Annotated in this window: 23 protein-coding genes; 13 read left to right on the top strand and 10 right to left on the bottom strand. The window is 38.6% G+C overall.

Annotation, left to right across the window (positions count from 1 at the left end; all coding sequences use genetic code 11):
- Positions 1-44: 44 nt before the first annotated feature.
- The 6 genes from pstC (at position 45) to blp2 (ending at position 8,039) form a co-directional block, all read left to right on the top strand.
- Complete coding sequence (gene pstC / locus ACLBWE_RS05745; protein ID WP_003650448.1) at positions 45-1,424, top strand: phosphate ABC transporter permease subunit PstC; 1,380 nt, start codon at positions 45-47, stop codon at positions 1,422-1,424.
- Entirely contained in the window at positions 1,421-2,818 is a 1,398-nt protein-coding gene (pstA, locus tag ACLBWE_RS05750; RefSeq protein ID WP_045429775.1) for a phosphate ABC transporter permease PstA, read from the top strand. The genes pstC and pstA overlap by 4 nt, the downstream gene beginning before the upstream one ends.
- A gap of 13 nt (positions 2,819-2,831) precedes the next feature.
- On the top strand, positions 2,832-3,734 hold the full coding sequence (gene pstB, locus ACLBWE_RS05755; RefSeq protein ID WP_003650451.1) for a phosphate ABC transporter ATP-binding protein PstB: 903 nt from the start codon (positions 2,832-2,834) through the stop codon (positions 3,732-3,734).
- Positions 3,735-3,882: 148 nt separating this feature from the next.
- Complete coding sequence (gene sohB / locus ACLBWE_RS05760; protein WP_348949064.1) at positions 3,883-4,845, top strand: protease SohB; 963 nt, start codon at positions 3,883-3,885, stop codon at positions 4,843-4,845.
- Positions 4,846-4,985: 140 nt separating this feature from the next.
- Positions 4,986-5,603 (top strand): cytochrome b/b6 domain-containing protein, encoded by a 618-nt coding sequence (locus ACLBWE_RS05765; RefSeq protein ID WP_447601667.1) that lies wholly within the window; start codon positions 4,986-4,988, stop codon positions 5,601-5,603.
- 246 nt (positions 5,604-5,849) lie between these two features.
- On the top strand, positions 5,850-8,039 hold the full coding sequence (blp2, locus tag ACLBWE_RS05770; protein ID WP_447601669.1) for an Ig-like repeat protein Blp2: 2,190 nt from the start codon (positions 5,850-5,852) through the stop codon (positions 8,037-8,039).
- A gap of 40 nt (positions 8,040-8,079) precedes the next feature.
- Here the strand turns inward: blp2 and ACLBWE_RS05775 are convergent, their stop codons facing one another.
- The 9 genes from ACLBWE_RS05775 to ACLBWE_RS05815 form a co-directional block, all read right to left on the bottom strand.
- Positions 8,080-8,718: a DUF2238 domain-containing protein gene (locus ACLBWE_RS05775; protein ID WP_447601671.1), complete on the bottom strand. Its 639-nt coding sequence runs from the start codon at positions 8,716-8,718 to the stop codon at positions 8,080-8,082.
- 81 nt (positions 8,719-8,799) lie between these two features.
- Positions 8,800-10,188, bottom strand: a complete 1,389-nt coding sequence (purB, locus tag ACLBWE_RS05780) for an adenylosuccinate lyase (protein WP_416658590.1) — start codon at positions 10,186-10,188, stop codon at positions 8,800-8,802.
- Between the two features lie 55 nt (positions 10,189-10,243).
- A complete protein-coding gene (gene hflD, locus ACLBWE_RS05785; protein ID WP_004643577.1) occupies positions 10,244-10,975 on the bottom strand; it encodes a high frequency lysogenization protein HflD in 732 nt (243 codons plus the stop codon).
- A gap of 13 nt (positions 10,976-10,988) precedes the next feature.
- Complete coding sequence (mnmA, locus tag ACLBWE_RS05790; RefSeq protein WP_447601674.1) at positions 10,989-12,122, bottom strand: tRNA 2-thiouridine(34) synthase MnmA; 1,134 nt, start codon at positions 12,120-12,122, stop codon at positions 10,989-10,991.
- Between the two features lie 4 nt (positions 12,123-12,126).
- A complete protein-coding gene (locus tag ACLBWE_RS05795; RefSeq protein WP_003650461.1) occupies positions 12,127-12,615 on the bottom strand; it encodes an NUDIX hydrolase in 489 nt (162 codons plus the stop codon).
- Positions 12,616-12,759: 144 nt separating this feature from the next.
- The gene (locus tag ACLBWE_RS05800) at positions 12,760-13,311 is read right to left on the bottom strand and encodes a gamma carbonic anhydrase family protein (RefSeq protein ID WP_198495359.1); all 552 of its coding nucleotides are present in this window, start codon (positions 13,309-13,311) and stop codon (positions 12,760-12,762) included.
- Positions 13,312-13,401: 90 nt separating this feature from the next.
- Positions 13,402-14,550 (bottom strand): D-alanyl-D-alanine carboxypeptidase PBP5/6, encoded by a 1,149-nt coding sequence (gene dacC, locus ACLBWE_RS05805; RefSeq protein ID WP_080027553.1) that lies wholly within the window; start codon positions 14,548-14,550, stop codon positions 13,402-13,404.
- Positions 14,551-14,676: 126 nt separating this feature from the next.
- Complete coding sequence (locus ACLBWE_RS05810; protein ID WP_004643570.1) at positions 14,677-15,099, bottom strand: MCR_0457 family protein; 423 nt, start codon at positions 15,097-15,099, stop codon at positions 14,677-14,679.
- 153 nt (positions 15,100-15,252) lie between these two features.
- Positions 15,253-15,624 carry an MCR_0457 family protein gene (locus tag ACLBWE_RS05815; RefSeq protein ID WP_447601677.1) on the bottom strand — a complete coding sequence of 124 codons (372 nt, stop codon included), beginning with the start codon at positions 15,622-15,624 and terminating at the stop codon, positions 15,253-15,255.
- 101 nt (positions 15,625-15,725) lie between these two features.
- On the opposite strand from ACLBWE_RS05815, the gene surE reads away from it, so the two are divergent.
- From surE to ACLBWE_RS05830, 3 genes are all read left to right on the top strand, one after another.
- Positions 15,726-16,496, top strand: coding sequence for a 5'/3'-nucleotidase SurE (surE, locus tag ACLBWE_RS05820; protein WP_004643567.1), 771 nt, complete (start codon positions 15,726-15,728; stop codon positions 16,494-16,496).
- A gap of 111 nt (positions 16,497-16,607) precedes the next feature.
- Complete coding sequence (locus tag ACLBWE_RS05825) at positions 16,608-17,435, top strand: peptidoglycan DD-metalloendopeptidase family protein (RefSeq protein WP_447601680.1); 828 nt, start codon at positions 16,608-16,610, stop codon at positions 17,433-17,435.
- A 101-nt stretch (positions 17,436-17,536) separates the two neighbouring features.
- Complete coding sequence (locus ACLBWE_RS05830) at positions 17,537-18,466, top strand: LysR family transcriptional regulator (protein WP_017387924.1); 930 nt, start codon at positions 17,537-17,539, stop codon at positions 18,464-18,466.
- A gap of 69 nt (positions 18,467-18,535) precedes the next feature.
- On the opposite strand, the gene ACLBWE_RS05835 is transcribed toward ACLBWE_RS05830, so the two are convergent.
- The gene (locus tag ACLBWE_RS05835; protein ID WP_045429846.1) at positions 18,536-21,154 is read right to left on the bottom strand and encodes a Lon protease family protein; all 2,619 of its coding nucleotides are present in this window, start codon (positions 21,152-21,154) and stop codon (positions 18,536-18,538) included.
- 165 nt (positions 21,155-21,319) lie between these two features.
- On the opposite strand from ACLBWE_RS05835, the gene ACLBWE_RS05840 reads away from it, so the two are divergent.
- From ACLBWE_RS05840 to rpmE, 4 genes are all read left to right on the top strand, one after another.
- A complete protein-coding gene (locus ACLBWE_RS05840) occupies positions 21,320-23,506 on the top strand; it encodes an AmpG family muropeptide MFS transporter (protein ID WP_447601683.1) in 2,187 nt (728 codons plus the stop codon).
- A 2-nt stretch (positions 23,507-23,508) separates the two neighbouring features.
- The gene (gene gloA / locus ACLBWE_RS05845) at positions 23,509-23,910 is read left to right on the top strand and encodes a lactoylglutathione lyase (RefSeq protein ID WP_003650472.1); all 402 of its coding nucleotides are present in this window, start codon (positions 23,509-23,511) and stop codon (positions 23,908-23,910) included.
- A 134-nt stretch (positions 23,911-24,044) separates the two neighbouring features.
- Positions 24,045-25,016, top strand: coding sequence for a bile acid:sodium symporter family protein (locus ACLBWE_RS05850; RefSeq protein WP_170834038.1), 972 nt, complete (start codon positions 24,045-24,047; stop codon positions 25,014-25,016).
- A 193-nt stretch (positions 25,017-25,209) separates the two neighbouring features.
- Entirely contained in the window at positions 25,210-25,434 is a 225-nt protein-coding gene (gene rpmE / locus ACLBWE_RS05855; RefSeq protein WP_003650476.1) for a 50S ribosomal protein L31, read from the top strand.
- Positions 25,435-25,443 lie beyond the last annotated feature (9 nt).

A 25,443-nucleotide genomic window follows, 5' to 3' on the forward strand; every position in this document is an offset into this window, starting at 1 on the left:
TGTTTTTTCCAAATTATGACAATTGAGAAAACAGTGGAGAGTACATGAATCTGCTACTTATCGGTGTGTTGTTAGCCCTTGTGGCAATCGCATATCAACTTGGGCTAAGAAAGAGCCGTAGCCTAGCAGGTAAGGGAAGCAACTCGGCGACGTTACATTCTCGTCCTGGTTATTATGGTGCACTGGTTGGACTTTGGTGCGGTATCCCTGCTTTTTTAATTCTGATCATTTGGAGCTTGGTTGAACCAAGTATTTTAAATCATATTATTTTTAATAATATTCCTGCGTCTATAAGTGCTTCACTTGATGAAGCTGGCAGAAGTGTATTAGTTGACCGTGTTCAAGCGATTGCTTCAGGTTTTGGGGTAAGTGATAAACCGGCAGCCTATGAATTAGCGGCTGCTCAACAGTTCGCAAAATTTCAAACCATTGGCTCTTTTGCCAAATTTGCTGTTGTCGTTTGTGCAGCTTTATTGGGCTTAGTTTGGGCAAAGAAAAAAATTAATCAACAATATCGTGCACGTAACCAAGTTGAACGCGCCATTAATGTTGCTTTGATTTTATGTTCTGGCGTTGCGATTTTAACAACCATCGGTATTGTGATGTCGATGTTTGGCGAAGCAATGCACTTCTTCCGTTTTGTAAGCCCACTTGATTTCTTCTTTGGGACAGAGTGGAACCCAGGCTTTAGTACTTCAGGTAATGTTGAAGGTAGTTATGGTTTACTGCCATTACTTTGGGGCACACTCATGGTCAGCGGCATCGCCTTATTGGTTGCTGTACCTGTAGGACTCATGATTGCTATTTATTTAGCTGAATATGCTTCGCCATGGTTACGTTCATGGGCAAAACCAACGATTGAAGTTTTAGCCGGTATTCCAACAATTGTTTATGGTGTTTTTGCCATGATGGTTATTGGACCATTTTTCAAGACAGCTGGTGCTTATGTAGGTCTTGAAATTAACGCGACCAGTGCTTTAACTGCTGGTTTCGTGATGGGGATTATGATTATCCCGTTTGTTTCTTCTTTATCAGACGACATTATTACCCAAGTACCTCGTGCATTACGTGACGGTTCTTTAGGACTTGGAGCAACTAAGTCTGAAACAATTCGTCAAGTCGTTTTACCCGCTGCGTTACCAGGTATTACGGGCGCCTTTTTATTAGCTGTCTCTCGTGCCGTAGGGGAAACCATGATCGTGGTTTTGGCCGCAGGGAATAGTCCACTTTTACATGCAAATCCATTTGAAGCTGTTTCGACAGTGACCGTTACGATCGTAAAACAGTTAACAGGTGATACTGACTTTGCCAGCCCACAAGCTTTGGTTGCATTCGCGTTAGGTCTAACACTCTTTGTGATTACCTTATGTTTAAACATTGTTGCACTGTACATTGTGCGTAAATACCGTGAGCAATACGAATGAGTACATCAAATACATCGTCTCCTATGGATCAGAACGTATTTGATCCAAAAGTTGCTGCTGAATTAAGTGAACGACGTAAACAAGTCATCGAAAAATCTTTGGCTAAACGTCATCGTAAAGAAAAAGCTTTTCGTTATGCTGGGTTCTCGGCAGTCGTAATTGGACTTGCATTCGTTGCACTATTGTTTAGCAGTATTTTGGCAAAAGGTTTACCTGCTTTTTGGCAAACGAGTATGACTGTTCCAATTTACTTTGATCCGAAAGTGATTGATGCAGGTCCGGTACCTGTTCGTGGACAGGGGGAAACACCTGCACATTATCAAGAGCGTTATATCGACTGGCAAACCAAAATGGGTATGGTCGATTGGGATGGCATTATTGTAAATGGAATGATTGCCAAAGACCCTGCACTAGCTAGCCAGCGTGATTACTTAAGTAGTCTTTATGCAAGTTCAGAGGCTTATCGTTTACGTGATATGGTTTTTGCGGACCCATCACTCATTGGTAAAAAAGAAAATCTTAATTTCTTGGGCGATGCCAATGTCGATGTCTGGTTAAAAGGTAATATTGATCGTTCATTACCAGATGATCAGCAACAGCTTGATCCGGAAGTGCGTAAACTTGCAGATGAGCTAAAAGCAAAAGGTGTTCTTGAAAATACGTTCAATTTGAACTTGTTTAAGAATCCAGACTCGCGTAGTTCACCAGCAATTAGTGGTCTTGCAGGTGCATTCATGGGTTCATTATTCATGATGCTGATTGTGATCATTATTGCAATTCCAATTGGCGTTGCCAGCGCAATCTATCTTGAAGAATTTGCTCCAAAGAATTTTATTACAGACATTATTGAAGTCAACATCAATAACCTTGCTGCTGTTCCTTCGATTGTGTTTGGTTTACTCGGTGCAGCAATTTTTATTGGCTGGATGCATTTGCCTTTATCTGCTCCGTTAGTGGGTGGTTTAGTTCTCAGTTTAATGACATTACCAACAGTCATTATTACTACTCGTGCTTCATTAAAAGCAGTACCACCTTCTATTAGACAAGCTGCACTTGGTTTGGGAGCTTCTAAATTTCAGACCATTTTCCACCACGTTTTACCATTAGCTTTGCCAGGCATTATGACCGGCGCAATTATTGGCGTTGCTCACGCACTTGGTGAAACAGCACCTTTACTTTTAATCGGAATGAGTGCATTCGTTGCAAGTATTCCAACAACCCCATTTGATCAAGCAACAGCGTTACCTGTCCAAGTTTACTTATGGCAAGGTAATGAGTTGCGTAACTTCTTCGAAGGCCGTACTGCCGCTGCGATTATCGTACTCCTTGCATTAATGATTGGTTTAAACAGTCTTGCAATTTGGTTACGTAAAAAGTTCGAAGTGCGTTGGTAATAGAGGATAAATCATGAATACTATTGATATTACGAATTCCTTAGAAAAGGATAAGTTAGTGAACACTGAACAATCTCAATTTACAGATAAATCGCAAAATCATGGCACTTCGTATGTTTCGCATTTTGAACCACATACTTCAAAAAAGCAGAACTCAACCGAAATCAAAATTAGTGCACAAGATGCCCATGTTTATTATGGTGATTTTGAAGCGATTAAGGGTATTGACCTTGATATTTACCAAAACGAAGTTATTGCCTTTATTGGACCGTCAGGTTGTGGTAAATCTACCTTTCTTCGTACGATAAACCGCATGAATGACACCATTGATGGTTGTCGTGTAACCGGTAAGATTACACTTGATAACCACAATATTTATGACCCGAACCTTGATGTCGTATTATTGCGTGCTCAGGTTGGTATGGTGTTCCAGAAGCCAAATCCATTCCCTAAAACTATTTTTGATAACGTGGCTTATGGTCCTAAACTTCATGGTCTAGCACGTGATAAATATGATCTTGAAGAAATTGTTGAAAATAGCTTGCGTAAAGCGGGTTTATGGGACGAAGTAAAAGATCGTTTGAATCAACCGGGTACTGGTTTGTCAGGTGGTCAGCAGCAACGTTTATGTATTGCACGTACGATTGCAGTAAGTCCAGAAGTCATTTTAATGGATGAGCCATGTTCTGCGCTTGATCCAATTGCCACAGCAAAAATTGAAGAATTGATTTCTGAATTGTCGAATCAATATACAATTGTAATTGTGACTCACTCTATGCAACAAGCAGCACGTGTTTCAGATCGTACTGCCTATTTCCATTTAGGTGATTTGATTGAAGTCAACTCAACTGAAAAAGTCTTTACTCAACCTGACCATCAGTTGACGGAAGCCTATATTACTGGACGCTTCGGTTAATTAGTAATTGATATAAAAAAAAGAGCCATGCGCTCTTTTTTTTATTTTATAAATGAAAATGACTCTATTTTGCAAAATCGCTATTGAATTTTAATCAAAAGGACCACATCTTAAGGCTATAAAAGATAACTTATGAGCTTAGAATTTTATGTTATTCCATTTGCCTAAACTCCCTGCAGAAATACGTGTTAGTCATTTAAATGCACGTGTAAATGAACAGAGAAAAAAAATTGCACAAACTACTGCAAGCCGTTTAGAACTTTTACAATTGGCTCAACAACTTGCTAAAGAAGCTAAAATTCGCCGTAAGAATAATCAGAAAATCTTTGTATTGGATTTTAAAGGTGATATTCAAGCTTCAGCAGTTGAAAACATACGAGAAGAAATTACTCTCATTTTAGCAACTGCTAAAGCAGGGCGTGACCGCGTTGTAGTTCGCCTTGAAAGTCCAGGAGGCATGGTACATGGTTATGGTCTAGCAGCAGCTCAATTGGTGCGCTTACGCGATGCAGGGTTCCATCTGACCATCTGTGTAGACAAAGTGGCAGCGAGTGGCGGCTATATGATGGCATGTATCGCAAATGAAATTATTACTGCACCTTTTGCTATTGTCGGTTCAATTGGCGTAGTTGCTCAAGTTCCAAATTTTAATCGCCTTTTAAAAGAACATAATGTTGATTTTGAGCTTTATACAGCAGGGCAATATAAGCGTACTGTGACTATGTTTGGCGAAAACACCCCAGAAGGTAAAGCAAAGTTTGAAGAAGAGCTTCAACAGACTCATGTGTTATTTAAGCACTTTGTAGAAAAGTATCGACCACAGCTTAATGTTGATAAAGTTGCTACAGGTGAACATTGGTATGGTGAAGATGCGCTTAATCTTAACCTTGTTGATAAATTACAAACATCTGATGAGTATCTATTAGCTTTATTAGCACAGCATGATGTCTATGTGATTAACACTCGTAGAAAAGCGACCTTAGGTGAAAAGTTGGGTTTGCAAGCGGCACAAATGGCAGATAGTTTGATTCCAGCTGTAATGAATAAAGTGGTAGATAGCTTGGCGAAAGCTAATTCAACTTTAGTTCAACTACGCGATAGTAGATTTTAATTAAGCTAAATTTTTTGAAATAGAGAGTACCTGCATGGGTGCTCTTTTTTTTATGTGAGTGATGAAAGAAATTTGATTAATATTTGTTTAAGTTTCAATTGTAAAAGTTATAGTTAACTTTTCACTTTTGAGCTTTTGTGATGTTAAAAACATGGTCACACATTGATATTCTAATACGCATTTTACATATAATTATTATGCTTGGCTTTATTGGTGCTTATTTTACAGGAGACAATGAAGATCTACACCAAGTTCACATGATGTTTGGTTACATACTTCTGATTAGTATTACCGCGCGAGTGATCTGGCATTTTGTAAGCCCACGTATTTCAAGTACCACACCGTTTGGTATTAAAAAGCGGAGTAATGTGGCAACGAATGCAATCAAAAAATCTTTGAGTCATGCAAATTTAAAGAGTATTTTTTCTAAAAATTCAATTCATTCAATCAGTGTTGCACTTTTTCAAATTTCAATTGTACTTATTTTTCTCGTGATTCCCATTGTGGTAGGACTAGGGTATGCAACTGAGCATGTTAATTTTTCTTTGAAAGACCTACACGAATTTTTTGCAAATTTGTTTTTAGCTTTAGTTTTGTTGCATGTTTCAACTCTTATTCTAAATAGTATTTTTGCAAAACGTTTTCAGGGCTGGAGTATGCTAAAAATGACCCTGTCAGATGCGAAAATAACTAAATTTGCCGCTTTGTGTATTTTGATTCTGATAGGCACTTTTAGCTTTTTTTACTTAAAAATGTAAGATAACGGCCTTAATATATATGAAATTTAGTAAATACGAGAACAGGTAGTATTTAAGGTTTATATGAATTTTATGAGAAATATATATTTTAATTAAAAGTCAAAAATAATTATTGATAAATATACTTTTTGAATTGTGATAAACACATGGTTTTGATATTTTAAACAGCAATAAAATAGCTTTTAGATGAATCATTTAAAAAGTTAAACATTTAAAAAATATAACTGAAACTCAGGGTAGGAAATAATGACAAGAATAATTGTGGCATCCAAAGAGGGTTTGGACGTTCTGCAAGATGGTCAGTTCAATAAGGTAGTTTTAAGCAAACCTACTATTATTCAAATTGGTGTAAGTCAAAAAGATATAGCATCGATGGAAAAGCAGGGGGAAAGTCTCGTCATCCATTTAAAAAATGGAGAGACCATTGTCTTAGAAAATTTCTTTAATGAAGCAACGAATACAACAGACCATTCACTTGTTTTTCCAACTGAACATGGAAAATTTGTTGAAGCACAATTTGATGCACAAGGTAAGGTTATAGATTATACCGGTCTAAACCATGTCACAGATTTAGCCTATACGAGTTCTAGCCAGCCAGCCTCAACAATGGCGGTTGATGATTCTCCAACTTTTTCGATGGGTAATGTGCTAAAAGCAGGCTTAGCAGTTTTAGCTGCTGAAGGTTTATACCTTTGGGCTTTTGATAAAGATGACAAAGATGATTCACCTGTAGATAACGTGGCTCCTGTTGCCCCGACTGCCACTGTGGGAGATGATACTGTTACTGTGACAGGAAAATCCGAAGCGAATGCAAAAATTTATATTAAAGATGCTGCTGATAATACAGTCGCAACGGGTGTTGCAGATGCAAGCGGAAATTTTACCATTAAACTTGATAAGCCTTTAGCAAATGGAAATAAACTAAAAGTTGTGGCTGAGGATGCTGCTGGTAATATTTCTAAATCAGGGGAGATTATTGGTAATAAGGATACAATTGCTCCAGATGCACCAGAAGCTCAATTAAATGAAGATGGTTCGATCTTAGATGGTAAAACTGAAGCGAATGCTACTGTCAAAATCTATGATGCCAGTGGTAAATTAATAGATACTATAACTGCAAGTCTAGAAGGGAAGTTTTCTTATAAATTTACTCCGCCTTTGACGAGTGAAGCGGGTGGTAAAGTTGTTGTAGTAGATACTGCTGGAAATGAATCAGAAGCAACGCTTATCTTTGCTGGCAAAGATACTATCCCTCCAAAAGTCCCCTTACTGGAAGTAAATAAAGAAGGAACAGTAATTGAAGGAACGGCAGAAGCTAATACAAAAATTCAGATAAAAGATGCAGATGGTAAAGTCATTGGAACTGGTACGGCCAATGCTCAAGGTGAATTCCAAATTACGCTTTCTTCGGCATTAAATGATTCACAAAAGGCGACAATCACTGTTGAAGATGCGGCGGGTAATACTTCTAAGCCTTTAGAAATTAAATTTGGCTATGACACTATTGCACCGGATAAACCTACAGCTCAAATTAATGCTGATGGAACAACAGTAACTGGTACAGCTGAAGCCAATGCAAAAATAGAAATCAAAAACTCAGCAGATAAGGTCATTGGTACTGGAACGGCAGATGCAAATGGAAAATTTACAATTACGATTTCTCCTGCTTTAACTGATAATAAGACTGCGAAAGTTACCGCAATAGATGGCGCAGGTAATAGCTCTATAGCATTTGAGGTAACCGGTACCAAGGATACAACACCTCCTGATAAACCTACATTTAATAGAGTGGATAATGATAATGGTACTACTGTAAAACAAATTACTCCTAACTCCGAAACTGATGATTCAACTCCAAAATTTACTGTTAAAGTTGAACACAATGCGACTTTGACTATTTATGATAATGGAGTCGCAATTTCGGCTCTTAAAGTTGGTCAAGTAGATGCAAATAGCTATTGGTCATTTACACTTGATAAAAATTTAGCTGTTGGGAAACATACGATTACTTTAACTCAAAGAGATGCAGCAGGTTTTATCAGTGAAGAGAGTACATCATTTACCTTTTATGTCGTCGCGCCAAAAACGGCGAGTATAAGTGATACAGCAGTTGATACTGCTCATATAGAAACTGCATCTGTTGCTGATAGTGTTGGGTTAAATACATTAAAGTTAGTACAAAGCACAACGAATGAAACAGATAGTCAGCAGCAAAAATCTGTGCAATTAGATGAGTTGTTAAAAAGTTCTTCAACTAATGAATCAGACCCGATCGCAAAACTTTTATCTGCAACAGAGTCTAAACCAGTAGTGAATGAGCAGAGTGATGTAAATAACACAGCTAGTGATGTTACAACCAGTCTTGATCAACTTTTACCAAATACAGCTTCTTCAGTTTTACAAAATCTTTTAGATCAAACTTATCCAGTAGTCTAAATATTCTTAAAAAAAAGCGCTTATTAAGCGCTTTTTTTATTTATGAATTATTTATTTTAGGTGCTTTTATAAGAGCTGCAAGTCCATAAATTATTGCCCCAATAGTCGCTAATAGCATATCTTTATGGGCATCCCACATGTCGCCTTGTTGACCATTATAATTCTCAGCTTCTTCAGGAGATAAACCAATTGCAATCGCCCATTCAATGAGTTCATAAAAAATGCTAGATGCCATCACGAACTGGATCACAAGTAAAAACAGAGTAAAAGGCCGTGCTGTAGGCAACCAAACTTGAAAAACTCGATAAATAAGAGGGTAGAGTAAAACCCCATAAGCAAGATGAACTAAACGATCATACATGTTACGAGACCATCCCATGGATTGATCTAGATTAAAATGGAACACCTGTTGAATCCAGTCATTGTAAGGAACATATGAATATAGGTAATGTGCACCGATAATGTGAATCAGTAAAAATAGTAAGTAGAGAGTAAAACTTAAAAAATCGAGACCAATCTTTTTAAAAATAATAAATAAGAGGACTAACATAAAAACTGTACCCACCTGATGAAGTAAATAAGCTTCAAATTCAAGGGGCTGGATGCCAGACAATATGATAGAAATAAAAATAAGGCCAAGAGCAATATAGTGTTTAAGTTTGAATTGTTTTTCGATCATTTTATAAATAGGACTTTATTGTGCTTTGTATCAGTGTAATAAAAAAGCGAAGCCGAAGCTTCGCTTTTTTTAACTTTTCAATTAGATTTTGCTAATTAAGTCATTGATCTGTTTTGCTTGTTCAGCAGCATTACCTGTGTAAGTTGCAGGAGTAAGCTCTGCTAAACGTGCACGCTCTTCGCTTGGCACTTGAAGAAGTTCCTCACCATTTACGAAATCAACCATCATGTCGCGAGTCATTGCTTGACCACGAGTTAATGCTTTTAACTTTTCATATGGTTTTTCAACGTTATAACGGCGCATAACAGTTTGGATTGGCTCTGCTAAAACTTCTTGAGCTTGGTCAAGATCTTCAAGTAAACGAGCTGCATTAAGCTCAAGTTTACCAACACCTTTTAAACACGCATCAAAAGCAATTAAACTTTGCGCAAAACCAACACCCATATTACGAAGTACAGTCGAGTCAGTTAAGTCACGCTGCCAGCGAGAAATTGGTAATTTTTCGCCTAAGTGCGCTAATACCGCATTCGCAATACCTAAGTTACCTTCAGAGTTTTCAAAGTCAATTGGGTTAACTTTGTGTGGCATAGTTGAAGAACCAACTTCACCATCTTTTAATCTTTGTTTGAAGTAACCTAAAGAGATGTAACCCCATACGTCACGGTTAAAGTCGATTAAAATCGTGTTGAAGCGACGTAACGCATCAAACAACTCTGCCATGTAGTCATGTGGCTCGATTTGTGTCGTGTACGGGTTGAATGCTAAACCTAAAGATTCAACAAAAGCTTGAGCATGCGCAGCCCAGTCAACATCTGGATAAGCAGAAAGGTGAGCATTGTAGTTACCTACAGCGCCGTTGATTTTGCCTAGTAGCTCAACATTTTCAAATTGTTTGATTTGGCGAGCTAAACGGTATGCAACGTTTGCCATTTCTTTACCCAAAGTTGTTGGGCTTGCAGTTTGACCGTGAGTACGTGACAACATTGGTTGTTCAGCATGAGTCGTTGCTAAAGCAGAGATCGCATTTAAAATTTGCTTCATGCTTGATACTAAAACTTCGCGGCCGTTTTTAAGCATCAGTGCATGAGACAAGTTGTTAATGTCTTCTGATGTACAAGCAAAGTGAATGAACTCACCCGCATTTTGTAATTCAGTAATACCTGCAATTTTCTCTTTTAAGAAATACTCAACAGCTTTTACATCATGGTTCGTTGTGCGTTCAATTTCTTTAATGCGGTTTGCATCTTCTTCAGAAAAGTTGCTAACAATGGCATCTAAAGCTGCATTTGTTTCATTTGAAAAAGGAGCAACTTCAACAATTTCTGGACGGTTAGAAAGCGCTTGTAACCAACGCACTTCTACAGTGACACGAGCATGAATTAAACCAAACTCAGAAAGAAAAGGGCGTAGCGCATCACATTTGCTGGCATAACGTCCATCTAATGGTGATAGTGCGGTTAAAGCGTTCATAACGATTCCTTAATGTTGGAATAAACATAAAACCAAAAATAATCTCTTTACAGTCTTAGATGACTTGGTACTGTAAACGAGCAAGTGCTTGAATATCTTGTAGCAATTTACGCTTGCTAAAAATCATGTTCCACGAACTACCACCGAGTTGTCGCCATAAATGGGCCATTTGCAAGCCAGTAAATAGACAAGCACGAATGCGGTTAGTGTGGTTGGTATCTTTAAATGCTTCTGCATTACCACGAACGAGAATGCGGGGATTAATCTGCCCAGCAGTATCGACATAAGTTTGAGCCAAATTGGCTAAAATGCTTGGGTGTAAATAGTTATTATCAAAAAAAGAAAGCTGTTTTAAAATCTTTTGCTGAGCTTTTTCAATGATTGCGACGTATTCTGGGTTGCTATAGACCTTTTTTTCTAATTGTAAAAGGGACATAGCGTATGACATCGGAAGCTTGGCAGTGCCCATTTTTGGAAGGCGAGATTTAGGCATATTTGTAAAGGGTTGGGTAATACAATTTTCGAGTGTTTTAAGCCCTAAAGAAATATCTGCCAACTGATTAAAAAAATCTAATGTTTGGACACCATTGTTGACTGTAGGGCGAATATTTAAACTCGCTTTGATTAACAGCTCAAAATAGAAGTTACCACTTTCACCAATACTCTGCTGACCCGTTAGGGCTGTCATATGCGTGAGCTGGGTGGCCTGAAATACCCCAGCCAAGGCAAGGGCACGGTTTTGGCGAACATTCAAGGCTTGTGATTGTTGAAATGGTAACTCCACCATGCCATTCATTCCCTTAAATAAAATTTGGTGTAGGGGCATTTGTATGGTGAATGACACCCCCGCCTAAGCAAACTTCATCTGAATAAAATACAACGCTTTGACCCGGTGTAACAGCGCGCTGAGGTTCATCAAACTCAACTCGTACACCGTGTTCACTATTTTCATCATTAAAAACTGTACATGCCTGATCAGGTTGGCGATAGCGTGTTTTAGCTGTACAGCGTAAACCTTCAGCTGGAATATTCTGTTCGCCTGCCACCCAGTCGATTGACTCACTCCAAAGCTGTGTGCTTTGCATGAGTGGGTGTTCATGTCCCTGACCAATAACTAGGCGGTTATTGGCAATATCTTTGTGTAGTACGAACCATGCACCTTCAGCTGCACCTTTCAAACCACCTAGACCAATTCCGCCACGTTGACCGAGCGTATAGTACATCAGACCGTGATGTTCACCAACTTCTTTACCTGTATCAAGTACAATTTTTCCAGGTTGAGCGGGCAAATATTGTTTAAGGAAGTCATTAAATCGACGTTCGCCAATAAAACAGATCCCAGTAGAGTCTTTTTTCTTGGCTGTAGCGAGATCAAGTTCTTCAGCAATTCTGCGGACTTCTGGTTTTTCGATCTCACCTACGGGAAATAGGGTTTTGTTAATTTCCTTACCATGAACAGCATGTAAGAAATAAGTCTGGTCTTTGTTATTGTCTACACCACGTAATAACGGTGCGTATGCTTCGCCTTTTGAGTTATATGTAGTTTCGCCACGACGTGCATAATGACCAGTCGCGATAAAGTCTGCACCTAAAGTCATGGCATGATCTAAAAATGCACGGAACTTAATTTCTTTATTACATAAAATATCTGGGTTTGGCGTGCGTCCAGCTGCATATTCAGCTAAGAAAAGTTCAAAGACCCGATCCCAATATTCCATAGCAAAGTTTGCTGTGTGTAGCTTAATGCCTATTTTATCGGCTACTGCTTGAGCATCGGCTAAATCTTCCATTGCCGTACAGTATTCCGTGCCGTCGTCTTCCTCCCAGTTCTTCATGAAAAGACCTTCAACTTGATATCCTTGTTGAAGTAAAAGTGCTGCAGAAACAGAAGAGTCTACACCACCAGACATACCGACGATGACACGTTGTTGCATAGGACTAGGCATCCAAATGAGAAGTTAATGAGGGAGAGAAAGGGTGCTCATAAATAAGCGATAAAGGATAATGGTGGCCTTTCATAGCATCTTCAACTGCTTTTAGTACGAGCGGACTACGAGCACGAGCAGATTCTTTGAGCTCATCTGGTGTCATCCACACAGCAGCTACAATATCTGTATCGAGTTGAGGATTGCTTTCAACCTGAGTCACATGCGCTAGAAAACAGAAGCGGTAATAGGTACGATCCGGAAACATGGGCGGGGTATAAGTATAAATACCGAGCAAGGCATCAATTTCAACATGATGACCCGTTTCTTCAAGTGTTTCACGAATGGCTGCTTGTGTTAATGACTCACCACATTCCACATGACCAGCAGGTTGGTTAAATACGGTGTGTACAAAACCTTCGCTATGCTCTTCAACAAATAGATAGCGTCCGTCTTTTTCTACGACTGTAGCAACAGTGACATGAGGAGTCCATGCGGCCATAAAAAAGCACCATGATTTAAAAGACGTATAATACGAAATTTAGGGGTTTTTGGCTACGGTGATCTGCTAAACGATATGAGCAATATCTACAAAACCATATCGTTTAAAAATCAGAATTTTATTACTCACAAACAAGATAGATAATTAATCTTGATTCGCTTGTGCAGCTTTATGATTATTTTGTACTTTTACATAATGTCTTGCCGAATAGGGAAGAAATGCTAATTCCTTTTCGGTCAGTGGTCGTACTTGCTGTACGGGGCTTCCTACATATAGATAACCACTTTTTAAGACTTTACGCGGTGGAACCAGACTTCCCGCGCCAATCATCACATCATCCTCAATAATCACGTCATCTAGAACAACGGTATTGATCCCGATTAAAACACGGTTACCGATGGTGCAGCCATGCAAAGTGACATGATGTCCAACAGTCACATCTTCACCAATAATAAGAGGTGAGCCATTAGGTTTTGCATCATTTTTGTGGCTAACGTGCAACATACAATGGTCTTGTACGTTACTATTTTTACCAATTTGAATACTATTTACGTCGCCGCGAATCACTGCAAAAGGCCAGACAGAAACATTTTCAGCTAAGCTCACTTCACCGACTACAACAGCCATGTCATCGATATAGCATGTTGTATCAACTTGAGGGCGGTGTTCAAGATAAGGACGGATGTTCTTTGCCATGAGAGGTATCAACATAGAATTTAGACGAATTATAAAATAAAAAAGCACTCAGGCTAAATAGCATGAGTGCTTAATTCAACTATTCAAAAATTAGAATAAGTTGCTGAAGAACTGTTTAACATGGTCGATTAAGCGTGCAAAGAATCCTGCTTCTTCAACTGGCTTTAATGCAACTAATGGCTTTTCAGCAATTACTTTGCCGTCTAAGCTTGCAACGAGTTTACCTACGACTTGGCCCTTTTGAAGTGGCGCATTTAAGTTAGGTTGAACCACTAACTGAGTTTTAATGCCGTCAGCTTTACCTTTAGGCATAGTCACACTAAAGTTTTCAGCTAAACCCACTTGAACTTCATCTTCTTTACCAAACCAGACTTTCGCTTTTGCAAGAACTTGATTGGCTGGCTGAACATTTGCTGTTTCAAAGTTTGCAAAGCCCCAAGCCAATAATGTACGAGTTTGGTCTGCACGTTCAGACATGCTTGGAGTACCAAAAATCACCGAAACTAAACGCATTGGACCGCGTTTACTTGAAGTTGTTAAGCAGTAACCAGCTTCATCTGTATGGCCTGTTTTTAAACCATCTACACTTGGGTCTGTGTAAAGCAAGGCATTACGGTTGCCTTGTTTAATACCATTAAAGGTAAATTCTTTTTCAGAGTAGATTGGGTAATATTTTGAGCTATCTTTAATAATATGTTGTGCTAAAACTGCCATATCTTTTGCAGTTGAATAGTGGCCTTCAGCTGGCATACCAGTCGAGTTAACAAACTGGGTATTTACCATGCCGATACGTTTTGCTTCCTGATTCATCATATGAGCAAAAGTGCCTTCATTTCCGGCAATATGTTCAGCCATTGCTTTTGACGCATCATTACCTGACTGGATAATAATACCGCGAAGCATTTCTAGAACAGTGGCTGTACCATTTAAAGGGACATACATACATGATTCAGAGCTACTTCCTTTACACCATGCAGACTCGTTCATACGAACCTGCTCATTTTCAGTCAGATCACCTTTTAATAATTTTTGTTCAATGATGTAACTAGTCATCATTTTAGTCATAGAAGCAGGTGCAAGCTTTTCGTTTTCATTTTTAGAAGCAAGAATTTGTCCTGTCTCGTAATCCATTAATACATAAGACTTATTATTTAATTCTGGCGGAGCTGATAAGACAGTTGCTGCATAAGAAAAGCTTGGCAAGAGGAGTAGTGCAGCAATAGCGCTTTTTCGAGTCATTCTAGGTAATTCCAATATCTTGTATGAAGCAGAAGAACCTAGCATTTTAGGATAAAGCAAAGCCGACTTCTATGGGGGAAGTCGGCTTTTTCAAACAGTATTGTAACTCAAGAGTTTTTTGCTAATTTAGTTTTGCGATTGATATGCTTTCACGTCTTGGCAAACTAATGTGTTTTGCTCATCGCCTGCTGCTTTCGCATCTTTACGTGCTTCTTTTAAGTATTTTTTGAAGCCTTTGTCTTTGCTACGTTTTTCTAACGCAGAGACAGCATCAGTTTCATTTGGTAGATAGTCTTTAACTAAACGTTCGTAACCTTGAGCAAAATCAGCATCTTTTTTGCCAATAAGATCTGGGCAAATTTCAGAAAGTACTTGAATCGCAGCTAATTCTTCAGGGGTTATACCTTGTTGTGGAGTGACTTCAACAACATTTTCATTTTCGGTTTTCTTTTCAGTTGTTTTCTTCTTATCAGCTGCAAAACCAACTGTTGCCATGCTCATAAGTAAAACCAAAGAGAGCGATTGAACTAAGCTTTTCTTCATAAACATCGATAACCCGAAATAAAATTTTTAAATATCTCGATAGCTTAACCAATTTGTAGATTAAGAAAATGGAAAAAATGTATTGTTATGTTGGTTTTCTGCTTAATGCCAAACAGAAAACCAAAAATTAATAAATCTCTATTCTAAAAAGATTAAGACCTATTCCTTATAATTAACCATCTCTTCACAGAGCTCATGTTGTTCATGATGGTCCATTTGTTTTGCAGCCTGACGTGCTTCATTTAATAAAGTTTTAAATTCTGTGTCATTTTGCAGATTTGCTAAGGACATTGATTTATTTGAATAACCGTTTAGATACATCACAATAATTTTTTGAGTATTTGACTCAAGTTTTTTATTTGTTCCCACAAAAGCTGGGCAGATTTCCTGCAAAACTTGCGCTGCGGCAATGTCATCTTTAATTAAGCTATCAGCCTCTTGTGTTGAGATATCCTCATCTGCAAAAACTGCTTGCGTACACAATGTGATACTGATCCCCAATACTTGAAAAAAAGGAGCGAAAGTTTTCATTTTTTCACAATTTTATAATGCTATGGAGGCATAAATATATATAATTCAACAAATAATTCAATTGTGAAAACCTTTAGGTTTATTTGTCGAGAAAGATTTTAGTGAATATTTTGATAGCGAATGATGACGGTGTTTTTGCACCAGGTATACAGGCTTTAGCTGAAGCATTAAGACCACTTGGACGCGTGGTTGTGGTTGCACCAGAAAGCGAAAGAAGTGGTTTTTCAAGTGCATTAACATTAGATAGACCATTACGCCCAATTCAAATTGCCGAAGATGTTTGGGCAGTGAATGGTACGCCAGCAGATTGTGTTTATTTATCAATGAATGGTTTGTTCGATTTTGAATTTGACTTGGTCGTGAGTGGAATCAATAGCGGAGCAAACTTAGGTGATGATGTTTTATATTCTGGAACAGTAGGCGCAGCATTTGAAGGCCGTTTGATGAAGCAACCCGCAATTGCTGTTTCTTTAGCTGGCTCTGATGTACGCGCTTATAACAATAAAGAAGATTATGCTCAGGCTGCTCAGTGGGTTCATGATTTTATTGCAAGTGGACTGCCATCTTTGCCTCCAAGACATATCTTGAATATTAATATTCCAGACGTGCCACAATTAAAAGGAGCACAAATTACTTATCAGGGACGCCGTGCTCAATCTAAGCCAATTACCAGCCATGTCGACCCACGAGGGCGTCAAGTTTACTGGATTGGACTAGCAGGTGAGGCTGTTACAGATCCGCAGCGTGATCTAAGCCAAATTCAGTCTGACTTTTTTGCAGTAGCCAATGGATATGTAAGTGTTACCCCAATTCAGATGGACGCAACAAATTATGCTGTTTTAGAAGACCTACAGCTAAGTTTGAGTCAATAATTTGCCTCGAATGTTATAACTTTGTGAATAAAGAAAAAGAGGAACGTGTTTCCTCTTACTTTTTTGGTACTCTTAGCCGAAATGATTTGTAGCATTTAGTGAGGGAGATCAATGCATTTAATTGGGCAACAAAGCAGAGTGAATATCCAAAAAGACAAAATAATGAAAATTATGCTGTTGTCTGTAGCTGTAGGTTTTACTGTGGCTATGGCTGGATGTGCTTCTAAACCGCAAATTAATAATAGTTCACGCTATGCAATGGCTCCTAACTATTACACAGTTCGTTCAGGTGATACTTTAAGTGGTATTGCAATGCGTTATGGTCTCGACTATGTCAGTATTGCCGAAATGAATGATATTCCCGCACCATATCGCATTTATGTTAATCAGTCTTTGCGTTTGAAGAAAGGTTCTTCACCAAGAATGGTATCTACACAAGTCATGGCGCAACCTGAGCAAATCAAACGTCAAACCATTGCTTTACCAACAACACAGCCTGTTACACCAGTAACTCAGCCAGCAACTAGCGTACCATCAACAAATACGACAGTAGCTTCGGTTGCACCAAATTCGAGCTTACGTTGGATAAAACCGACCAATGGCCCAGTAATTCAAGGGTTTAATTTGGCAAATAATGTCAAGGGAATCCGTTATGGTGGAAATCAGGGTGACCCTATTTATGCCGCAGCCGATGGTCAAGTTGTCTATGCAGCCGATGGCTTAAAAGAATACGGAAATCTGGTTTTAGTTAAGCATATTGACGGTTACATCAGTGCGTATGCCCACAATAGCAAGATGTTGGTGAAAAGCGGTGATAATATAACTGCTGGACAAAAAATTGCCGAAATGGGATCTACGGGAGCATCTCAGGTCATGCTCGAGTTCCAGATTCGTTTGGATGGAAAACCGATTAATCCTATAAATCTTTTACCAAAATAGCTAATGCAAAAAACTTAGGTTTCCTCGTATAATGTAATTGGTTGCTTTCATTACAACAATAAGCATTTTTTATAAATTTAAAATTAGATTTGAGGAAACCTATGTTAGATCAGCTTCGTGCGATGGGTGTTTTTGCTTGTGTGGTCGAAAAAAGTTCATTTAGTGGTGCGGCACGTGAATTAGGGATTACAACAAGTGCGGTGAGCCAACAGATTCGCTCCCTTGAGAATGAAATGGATGTAATTTTATTACATCGCTCCACTCGTAAACTTAGTTTAACAGAAGCCGGACAGGCTTTTTTTTCAAGCTGTCAAGAGATGTTGGCGGCTGCTGAAAGGGGAAAAATCAGAATTAATGAATTGAGGGATGATTTAATCGGGGATTTGCGTATTGCAACAACTCCTGATTTAGCAGTTCAACACCTCATTCCTGCATTATCTCACTGGATGTCAGCTCATCGCGGTTTATCTGTGCATTTCGAAGTTGGGCATCGCTATATCGATTTAATTGAAGAGCGAATTGATATCGCAGTACGCATGAGTTCCACTCCGGTAGAAGAGAGTAGCTCTATCATTCCGATGGCTTTTGTAGATCAAATTTTGGTAGCTTCTCCCAGTTATCTGAACCAATCTAGTCCAATTGTGCATCCTAATGATTTAAGAGATCATGAATTGTTGTCGATTAATGTCATGAATGACTCGCGCCATTTCAATTTTCAACATGTAAAAACAGGTGAAACGCTTAATATTGAAATGCAAAGCCGTTTGCAGAGCAATAATTTACAAGTTGCAAAAGCGTTATGTCAGCAAGGACATGGTATTGCACGAATTTTATATTTGGACGCTCAAAAAGAATTAAAAAATGGTTCTTTGATTGAACTCATGCCAGATTGGAAATTACCAACTTTTACATTGTATGCAGAGGTTGCCAAACATGATCAACAACCAATGAAAATTCAACGTTGTGTTGAAGCACTTAAACAATATTTTAGCCAGTTAGCAGGAGGACGAGCGATTCAGATCGTCCGCTAATCCTGTAAGTTTAAGCACTTTTAGTCTAAACAATAGAAAAGGGCCTGTATTTTACAGGCCCTTTTTTTATTACTTCTGTTTTAATGTGGCAACTTCTTCTGCATTTTCTTGTGGCAGATCGTTAGCAGTAAGTTCTTCATGCTTCTTAATTTTTTTCTTATTTTTCTTTTTCTTTTTTGGCTCTTCTTCAATTTCAGCACCATCTTCAATGGCTTGCCAATATTCAAGTTGTTCCATCACTGCTGCATAAATTGAATTTTTGCTGTATTTACCCTTTTTATCGAGTGCACCGACCGGACGAGCCATTAAAATTTCAAGTGCCTGATCAATCGTATCAATCGCATGAATATGGAATTGACCGCTGCGAACAGCATCAATAACATCTTGACGTAACATTAAATGCTGCATGTTTTGACGAGGAATAATGACACCTTGCTTACCTGTGAAACCTTGTAATTTACATGCATCATAAAAGCCTTCAATTTTTGCATTTACGCCACCAATTGGCTGGACTTGTCCTAATTGGTTCATAGAGCCAGTAATTGCCCATGATTGATCAATTGGTATTTGGCTAATAGCAGAAATTAATGCTGAAAGCTCAGCAACAGTGGCACTATCGCCATCGACTTGACCATAGCTCTGTTCAAATGCAAGCGCAGCGGAGAAATGTAAAATCTGTTCGCGACCAAAGTGAGCTTTCAAGAAGCTAGACATCAGCAACACGCCTTTAGCATGAAGTGAACCACCAAGTTCTACACTACGTTCAATATCAAGAATATCACCGCCACCTTGATAAACAGATGCTGTCAAACGTGAAGGCAAACCAAACTCAACATCTGCATAATGAATAACGGAAAGGGCATTGATCTGACCTAAACGGTATCCCGATGTTTCGATTAATTGTGTACCACGTGAAAGATCTTGCCAGTAAAGCTCTCTTAAATAGCCTAAACGGTATTGTCGATGTTGTAGGGCTAGGTTGATATGCTGTTCAGTGACGATCTTATCTTCGGCTTTAAACGCATGGTGATGCGCTTCCCGAATGAGGTCACCTAAAGTCGACGCATGTAATGATAACGAGCTTTGATCTTCTGCTTGGCGGCTCGAATCAGTTAATAAAGCTGCTAAAGCGCTACGATCAAATGGTAGTAATTTATCGGCTTGTACATAGTCAGCAATCAACTGCATATAAGCCTGTTCATTCGTTTCATTACGTTGCAGAGTATCGGTAAAATCTGCACGAATTTTAAAGACGCTGCCAAGTTCTGGTTCAATCTCTAAAATTTCATAATAAATTTCAGGCTCAGCCATTAAGATCACTTTAATATCGAGCGGAATTGCAGCAGGTTCAATCGAAATGCTGCCAGTTAAAGTCAGCATGTGTTCAAGTGAAGACAATTTAAGCTGCCCAGATTTAAGCGCGCGTTTTAAGCCTTGCCAAGCATATGGTTGTTCTAGTAACTGCTCAGCTTCAAGCATTAAAAAGCCGCCATTGGCTTGATGCAATGAACCCGGACGAATTAAGGTGAAATCTGTGATAATTGTGCCGTTATGGGTGAGCTGTTCAACGTGACCAAGTAAATTATAGTGTGTTGGAAAGTCTTCAAAAATAACAGGAGCACCGCTATTTGGTTTGTTAGCCACAATAACATTAGCTTGATAACGTGCGGGAACACGGTTGAACATTGATGGAGCATAATCATCTTCATCTTGTTCTAAAATCAGTTCTACATTATCAATAATATCTTGCGCATATTGTTTTAAGTAATCTTCAAGTCCTTTAACCTGACCATATTTATTTAAAATAAGGTCCATTCTTGGCATAACGACTTGCGTTGCAATATCTCGATTTAACACAGACACTTTGTCACGTGCATCATCTTCTAAATCACCTAAATGTAAACCAAGGCGATCCAGCTTTTTATCCATATAGCGAATATTGGCCGCAATTTCAGCGCGTTGTTTACTATTTAAAGCATCAATATCGTTTTGGGTAAGTTCTTGAACTTGATCATCTTTAACTTGTACTGGTACAAAACCATGTTTCTCATTACGAGAAATGAGTTTTAAGTCGAGTTCTTCACCTTCTTTGGTCAGTTCAACAAGTGCTTGCTGTTGTACATCGCCTGTTTCCTGACGGATGCGTTCAATACGGTTATGATAAGTCTCTGCACTAAAACGGCGTTCAAGTTGTTTTAAAATTATTTGCCAAGTTTGTTCATGTGCCTGTTGAAACTTAGTGCCTTGACCTGCTGGGAAACGTAGGGCAATAGGTTGACGTGCTTGTTTGAAATTATAGACATACACCCAGTCATCAGGCGTTGGCATTGTTTTGGCGTGCTGCTGTAACAAACGTTTGATCATGGTACGTTTGCCTAAACCAGCAGTTCCTACGGCAAAAATATTATAGCCTGAGTAGGGTAAAGAAATTCCCGCCTCTACAGATGCTTTGGCACGATCTTGACCCAAAAAGTTATTAAGCGGTTTGATGCGTTTGGTTGAAGCTGGAATTTTTTCAAAATCTGGGATATGTGTAAGTTGTTCAGGTTTTAAAACGGTCTTGTCTAAGGTCATTTTTATATCAGGTTGCTCAAAAGCTGAAGGAAATGCATTTACTGTGACGTTTGTGGTGGTTGTTTTAGCGAGTGATAAAGTTGAAATAGTCACTTGATCAAGTTTTTGTGTCACTGTTGATATCCAGCAAAAGAAAACGAAGGTTGAAGGCTAAAGGTATACAGGTTTAGCATAAAATATCAAGCAAACTTGCGGTTTTTATCGCCAAATCCAAAATGTTTGCATAAAGAATCTTGAAAGCAATTGTAAGAAGGGTTTGAATAGGCACATTTATAATTTATGGAAAATAAAAAACGAATGACCACACAAGCTTCGGGTTGGGTCTCGGCTTTTAAAGCATTTTTAGATCGCCGTGCATTAATTATGCTGTTCCTTGGTTTTTCTGCCGGAATTCCAATTTTATTAATTTTCTCTAGTCTCTCTTTGTGGCTTGGAGAGGCAGGCATTGATAAAAGTGCAGTCACTTTTTTTAGTTGGGCGGCTCTAGGTTACTCTTTTAAGTTTGTTTGGGCTCCTCTCATTGATGAGTTACCTGTACCTGTTTTAACCAAAATGTTAGGCCGAAGACGTGCTTGGTTGTTAATTGCACAGTGTTTGATTGTCCTTGCTATTTGTATTATGGCTTTTTCTGATCCTGCTTTAGGTCCGAGTTATCTTGTTCAAATGGCAGTAGGTGCGGTGTTGCTTGGTTTTTCAGCAGCAACACAAGATATTGTGATTGATGCCTACCGTATTGAATTAGCAGAAACAGAAATGCAAACAGTGTTGGCATCTACTTATAATGCTGGTTATCGAATCGGAATGATTGTGGCTGGAGCGGGGGCATTATTTCTAGCTGCATATTTGGGAACTGCTAAAGGTAATTACATTTACGAAGCTTGGAAAATGACTTACTTAACCATGGCAGCGGTTATGTTGGTCGGCATTGTAACGACTTTGCTCGTTCGTGAACCTCAGGTAAATCGTGTTTATAAAAACTATAAGAGTAGTGATTATTACCGTTTGGTGTTCGTGTTTTTTGTTGCCGTTATTTCATTTGTAGTCACCTATATTTATTCTGGACAGATAACAGAAGCAATCTCGCAAGCTGGAAGTATAAAAGACAACGCAGCATTATTTGGTTTAGAAGCTTTAAGATTTTTAACGGCGACAGCTTGTGCCATTTTTGTGGGCTATTTACTGGTTAAATTTGGTGTAGTGAACCAACAAATGGCTAAAGAGACATGGATTGCACCAATCTTAGATTTCTTTAAACGTTATGGTGTCAAACTTGCATTAGTCTTATTACTCCTCATTGGTTTCTTCCGTATTTCAGACATTATTGCGGGTGTTATTTCCAATGTTTTTTATCAGGATCTCAACTTTAGCAAAGAACAAATTGCCGAAGCAGTCAAAATCTATGGGGTGATATTTAGTTTAATAGGTGGCTTCTTAGGTGGCCTTTTAGCACAGCGTATAAACATTATGAAGCTTATGTTTGTCGGTGCAGTTTTGGCAAGTTCTACCAATCTAATTTTTATTGGACTGGTAAAATCTGGACAGCCATTAGATGTAGTTGATGTAAAAGTTGGTGAGCAAAACTATAAAGTTCAGCCCGATGAAGTAGGTTTGTGGAAGCTAGCGGTACCAAGTTCTAGCTTTAATGGAGTGAAACAAATTGAGGTGAAAGCTGCTTATGCCACACAAAATGGTGTAGCACCTGTGACTCGTACTCAGCCATTACTCACGACTGAATTAGCCAAATCACCTCTACAAATTTTACCGATCATGGGTAATGATCAAATCTATTTGAAAGAGGGAGAAAGGAGTATTGTGATTCGAGGGCAATACTTCGGGCAAGCTTTAACCCCTACACAAAAAATCATAATTAGTCTTGATGGACAAAATTTTGATGCAAAAATGTCAGATGAAAAAGGTATTTTTAGTGCAGCAATTGATGCGAAAAAATTAGCTTCATCGACAAGTAAAGAGCTCAATGTAGCTGTAGTAGACGGTGAACGGAAAATACTTTCTGCATCTCATCTATATGCTGTTAGCTCAAATCTAAAAGCAGCAAGTGAATTAGATGTAAATATTGAACCTTTAGCTTACGTTGACCCGCTTTCAGGTCAATCAGTTGAAATCAGCGGTAAGGTGATTAAACCGTATAGTTCTTTATGGCTTTATTTTGCCATTATTGTCGACAACTTGGCTTCTGGCTTGGCTGGTGCAGCCTTTATTGCATTCCTTTCAAGTTTAACGAGTGTGTCGTTCACAGCTGTTCAATATGCGATCTTTAGTTCACTCATGACACTCACACCAAAACTTTTGGGTGGATATTCAGGTACCATTGTCAGTAATATTGGATATCCAAAATTCTTTTTGATGACCACTCTTATTGGTATTCCAATCTTGATTTTAGTGGTTTGGGTTGGAAAACTGCTAAAAGATCATCAAACACATGAATCAGAAAAGGCAGGTGAATAAACATGCGAATGCTTCATACAATGTTGCGAGTAGGCAATTTAGAACAATCTTTAAAGTTCTATACCGAAGTATTAGGAATGAAGTTACTTCGTAAGCGTGATTATGAAGAAGGGCGCTTTACACTGGCATTTGTTGGTTATGGTGATGAAGAAACCAATACTGTGCTTGAACTCACTCATAACTGGGATACTTCAAGTTATGATTTAGGCAATGCATACGGCCATATCGCTATTGGTGTCGATGATGCTTATAAAGCATGTGAAGAAATTAAAGCACGTGGTGGTAAAGTCGTGCGTGAAGCCGGCCCAATGAAAGGCGGCGTAACGGTTATTGCATTTGTTGAAGATCCAGATGGTTATAAAATCGAGTTGATTCAACAAGATGCTGATGCCAGAAACAACTAAATAAATGACTTAGGCGATTTAAGATTTAGGTCTTAAAAGTCTAGCTTTATTTTTAGAGCCCAGTATGATGAATATCCGACCGAATGGTCAATTTATCAACTGGGTTTTTTATTTATCTAAAATAATCATAGGATGTGGCTATGTTGAAGTTATTGGCACTTGATCGATTTACAATTTTGTTGGTTGGAATGGTACTACTAGCAACATTTTTTCCAGTCAGTGGTCAAGCAGCGCAATATTTCAATACACTCACCACGGTCGCGATTGCAATATTATTTTTTTTGCATGGTGCGAAGCTGTCTCGTGAGGCTGTAATTGAAGGCATTTTGCATTGGAAAATGCATTTACTTGTATTCGCATTTACTTTTTTTGTTTTCCCAGTGATTGGTTTGTTGGCTAAGCCGATTCTGTTACCTCTATTAGGTCAGCAGCTGTACTGGGGTTTTCTGTTTATGTGCTTTTTACCCTCTACGGTTCAATCTTCTATTGCATTTACATCAGTTGCAAAAGGGAATGTGGCGGGAGCGGTCTGTAGTGCATCTTTTTCAAATTTGATTGGTATGTTTATTACACCAGTGTTGGTTAGCTTTTTTATTTTAGGCCAAAGCCAACATGGGTTCGATCCGACTGCTTCAATTATACAAATTACATTGTTACTGTTAGTGCCATTTATTTTAGGACAAATATTACGTCCTTATATTTTTCCCTATATGGCAAAAGTTCCAAGTATTGTTAAAGCTTTCGATCAAGGCTCAATTTTGATGGTGGTGTATGGTGCATTTAGTGGGGCAGTGGTCGCAGGGCTCTGGCATCAGGTGAGTTGGAAAACCTTACTTATTCTAACGGTTGCTTGTTCAGTTCTTTTAACCATCATTATGCTATTAGCACTTTATCTACCACGTGCTTTTGGATTTAACCGAGCAGATCAAGTCACGGTTTTCTTTTGTAGCTCAAAAAAGACACTGGCAAGTGGTGTGCCGATGGCGCAAATCTTATTTATTGGTCAACCCTTAGGCATGATTGTGTTACCTATTATGATCTTTCACCAAATCCAATTAATGGTTTGTGGGGTAATTGCAAATTACTGGGCTAAATCTAAAGATTAATTCGCAAATAAAAATTATTTGACGTATAATCTTGTCCACTTGTTGTGCTTAGCTCTAACCCTAGAGGTTTCGGTGGGCCAAAAGAATGGTCTGTTGTGGTGTTGATCTGCTCATTTGAGCCTGTCCTCAACTTAGTTGAGAGTGATCAATTGCGATGGCAGCTTAAGCCTTTCTAAATTAGGAGTAATCGACGATGCGCGCCGATATTCACCCAAAATATGCAACATTAGTAGCAACTTGTTCTTGCGGTAACGTAATCGAAACTCGTTCTGCTTTAGGTAAAGACACTATCTACCTTGACGTATGTTCAGCTTGCCACCCATTCTATACTGGTAAGCAAAAGAATGTAGACACTGGTGGTCGTATCGACAAATTCAAACAACGTTTTTCTGGTATGTCTCGCTCTATCAAGCGTTAATACTGCAAA

The organism is Acinetobacter sp. M5A5_2a (assembly GCF_053345265.1).

Excerpts from the sequence above, each read along its gene's own strand:
- pstA (WP_045429775.1), top strand. The coding sequence starts at position 1,421 with ATGAGTACATCAAATACATCGTCTCCTATGGATCAGAACGTATTTGAT.
- ACLBWE_RS05815 (WP_447601677.1), bottom strand. The coding sequence starts at position 15,624 with ATGAAAACTTTCGCTCCTTTTTTTCAAGTATTGGGGATCAGTATCACA.
- blp2 (WP_447601669.1), top strand. The coding sequence starts at position 5,850 with ATGACAAGAATAATTGTGGCATCCAAAGAGGGTTTGGACGTTCTGCAA.
- dacC (WP_080027553.1), bottom strand. The coding sequence starts at position 14,550 with ATGACTCGAAAAAGCGCTATTGCTGCACTACTCCTCTTGCCAAGCTTT.
- ACLBWE_RS05825 (WP_447601680.1), top strand. The coding sequence starts at position 16,608 with ATGCATTTAATTGGGCAACAAAGCAGAGTGAATATCCAAAAAGACAAA.
- purB (WP_416658590.1), bottom strand. The coding sequence starts at position 10,188 with ATGAACGCTTTAACCGCACTATCACCATTAGATGGACGTTATGCCAGC.
- ACLBWE_RS05765 (WP_447601667.1), top strand. The coding sequence starts at position 4,986 with ATGTTAAAAACATGGTCACACATTGATATTCTAATACGCATTTTACAT.
- rpmE (WP_003650476.1), top strand. The coding sequence starts at position 25,210 with ATGCGCGCCGATATTCACCCAAAATATGCAACATTAGTAGCAACTTGT.
- sohB (WP_348949064.1), top strand. The coding sequence starts at position 3,883 with ATGTTATTCCATTTGCCTAAACTCCCTGCAGAAATACGTGTTAGTCAT.
- ACLBWE_RS05800 (WP_198495359.1), bottom strand. The coding sequence starts at position 13,311 with ATGGCAAAGAACATCCGTCCTTATCTTGAACACCGCCCTCAAGTTGAT.
- ACLBWE_RS05775 (WP_447601671.1), bottom strand. The coding sequence starts at position 8,718 with ATGATCGAAAAACAATTCAAACTTAAACACTATATTGCTCTTGGCCTT.
- ACLBWE_RS05840 (WP_447601683.1), top strand. The coding sequence starts at position 21,320 with ATGGAAAATAAAAAACGAATGACCACACAAGCTTCGGGTTGGGTCTCG.
- ACLBWE_RS05830 (WP_017387924.1), top strand. The coding sequence starts at position 17,537 with ATGTTAGATCAGCTTCGTGCGATGGGTGTTTTTGCTTGTGTGGTCGAA.
- ACLBWE_RS05810 (WP_004643570.1), bottom strand. The coding sequence starts at position 15,099 with ATGTTTATGAAGAAAAGCTTAGTTCAATCGCTCTCTTTGGTTTTACTT.
- pstC (WP_003650448.1), top strand. The coding sequence starts at position 45 with ATGAATCTGCTACTTATCGGTGTGTTGTTAGCCCTTGTGGCAATCGCA.
- gloA (WP_003650472.1), top strand. The coding sequence starts at position 23,509 with ATGCGAATGCTTCATACAATGTTGCGAGTAGGCAATTTAGAACAATCT.
- pstB (WP_003650451.1), top strand. The coding sequence starts at position 2,832 with ATGAATACTATTGATATTACGAATTCCTTAGAAAAGGATAAGTTAGTG.
- hflD (WP_004643577.1), bottom strand. The coding sequence starts at position 10,975 with ATGGTGGAGTTACCATTTCAACAATCACAAGCCTTGAATGTTCGCCAA.
- mnmA (WP_447601674.1), bottom strand. The coding sequence starts at position 12,122 with ATGCAACAACGTGTCATCGTCGGTATGTCTGGTGGTGTAGACTCTTCT.
- ACLBWE_RS05795 (WP_003650461.1), bottom strand. The coding sequence starts at position 12,615 with ATGGCCGCATGGACTCCTCATGTCACTGTTGCTACAGTCGTAGAAAAA.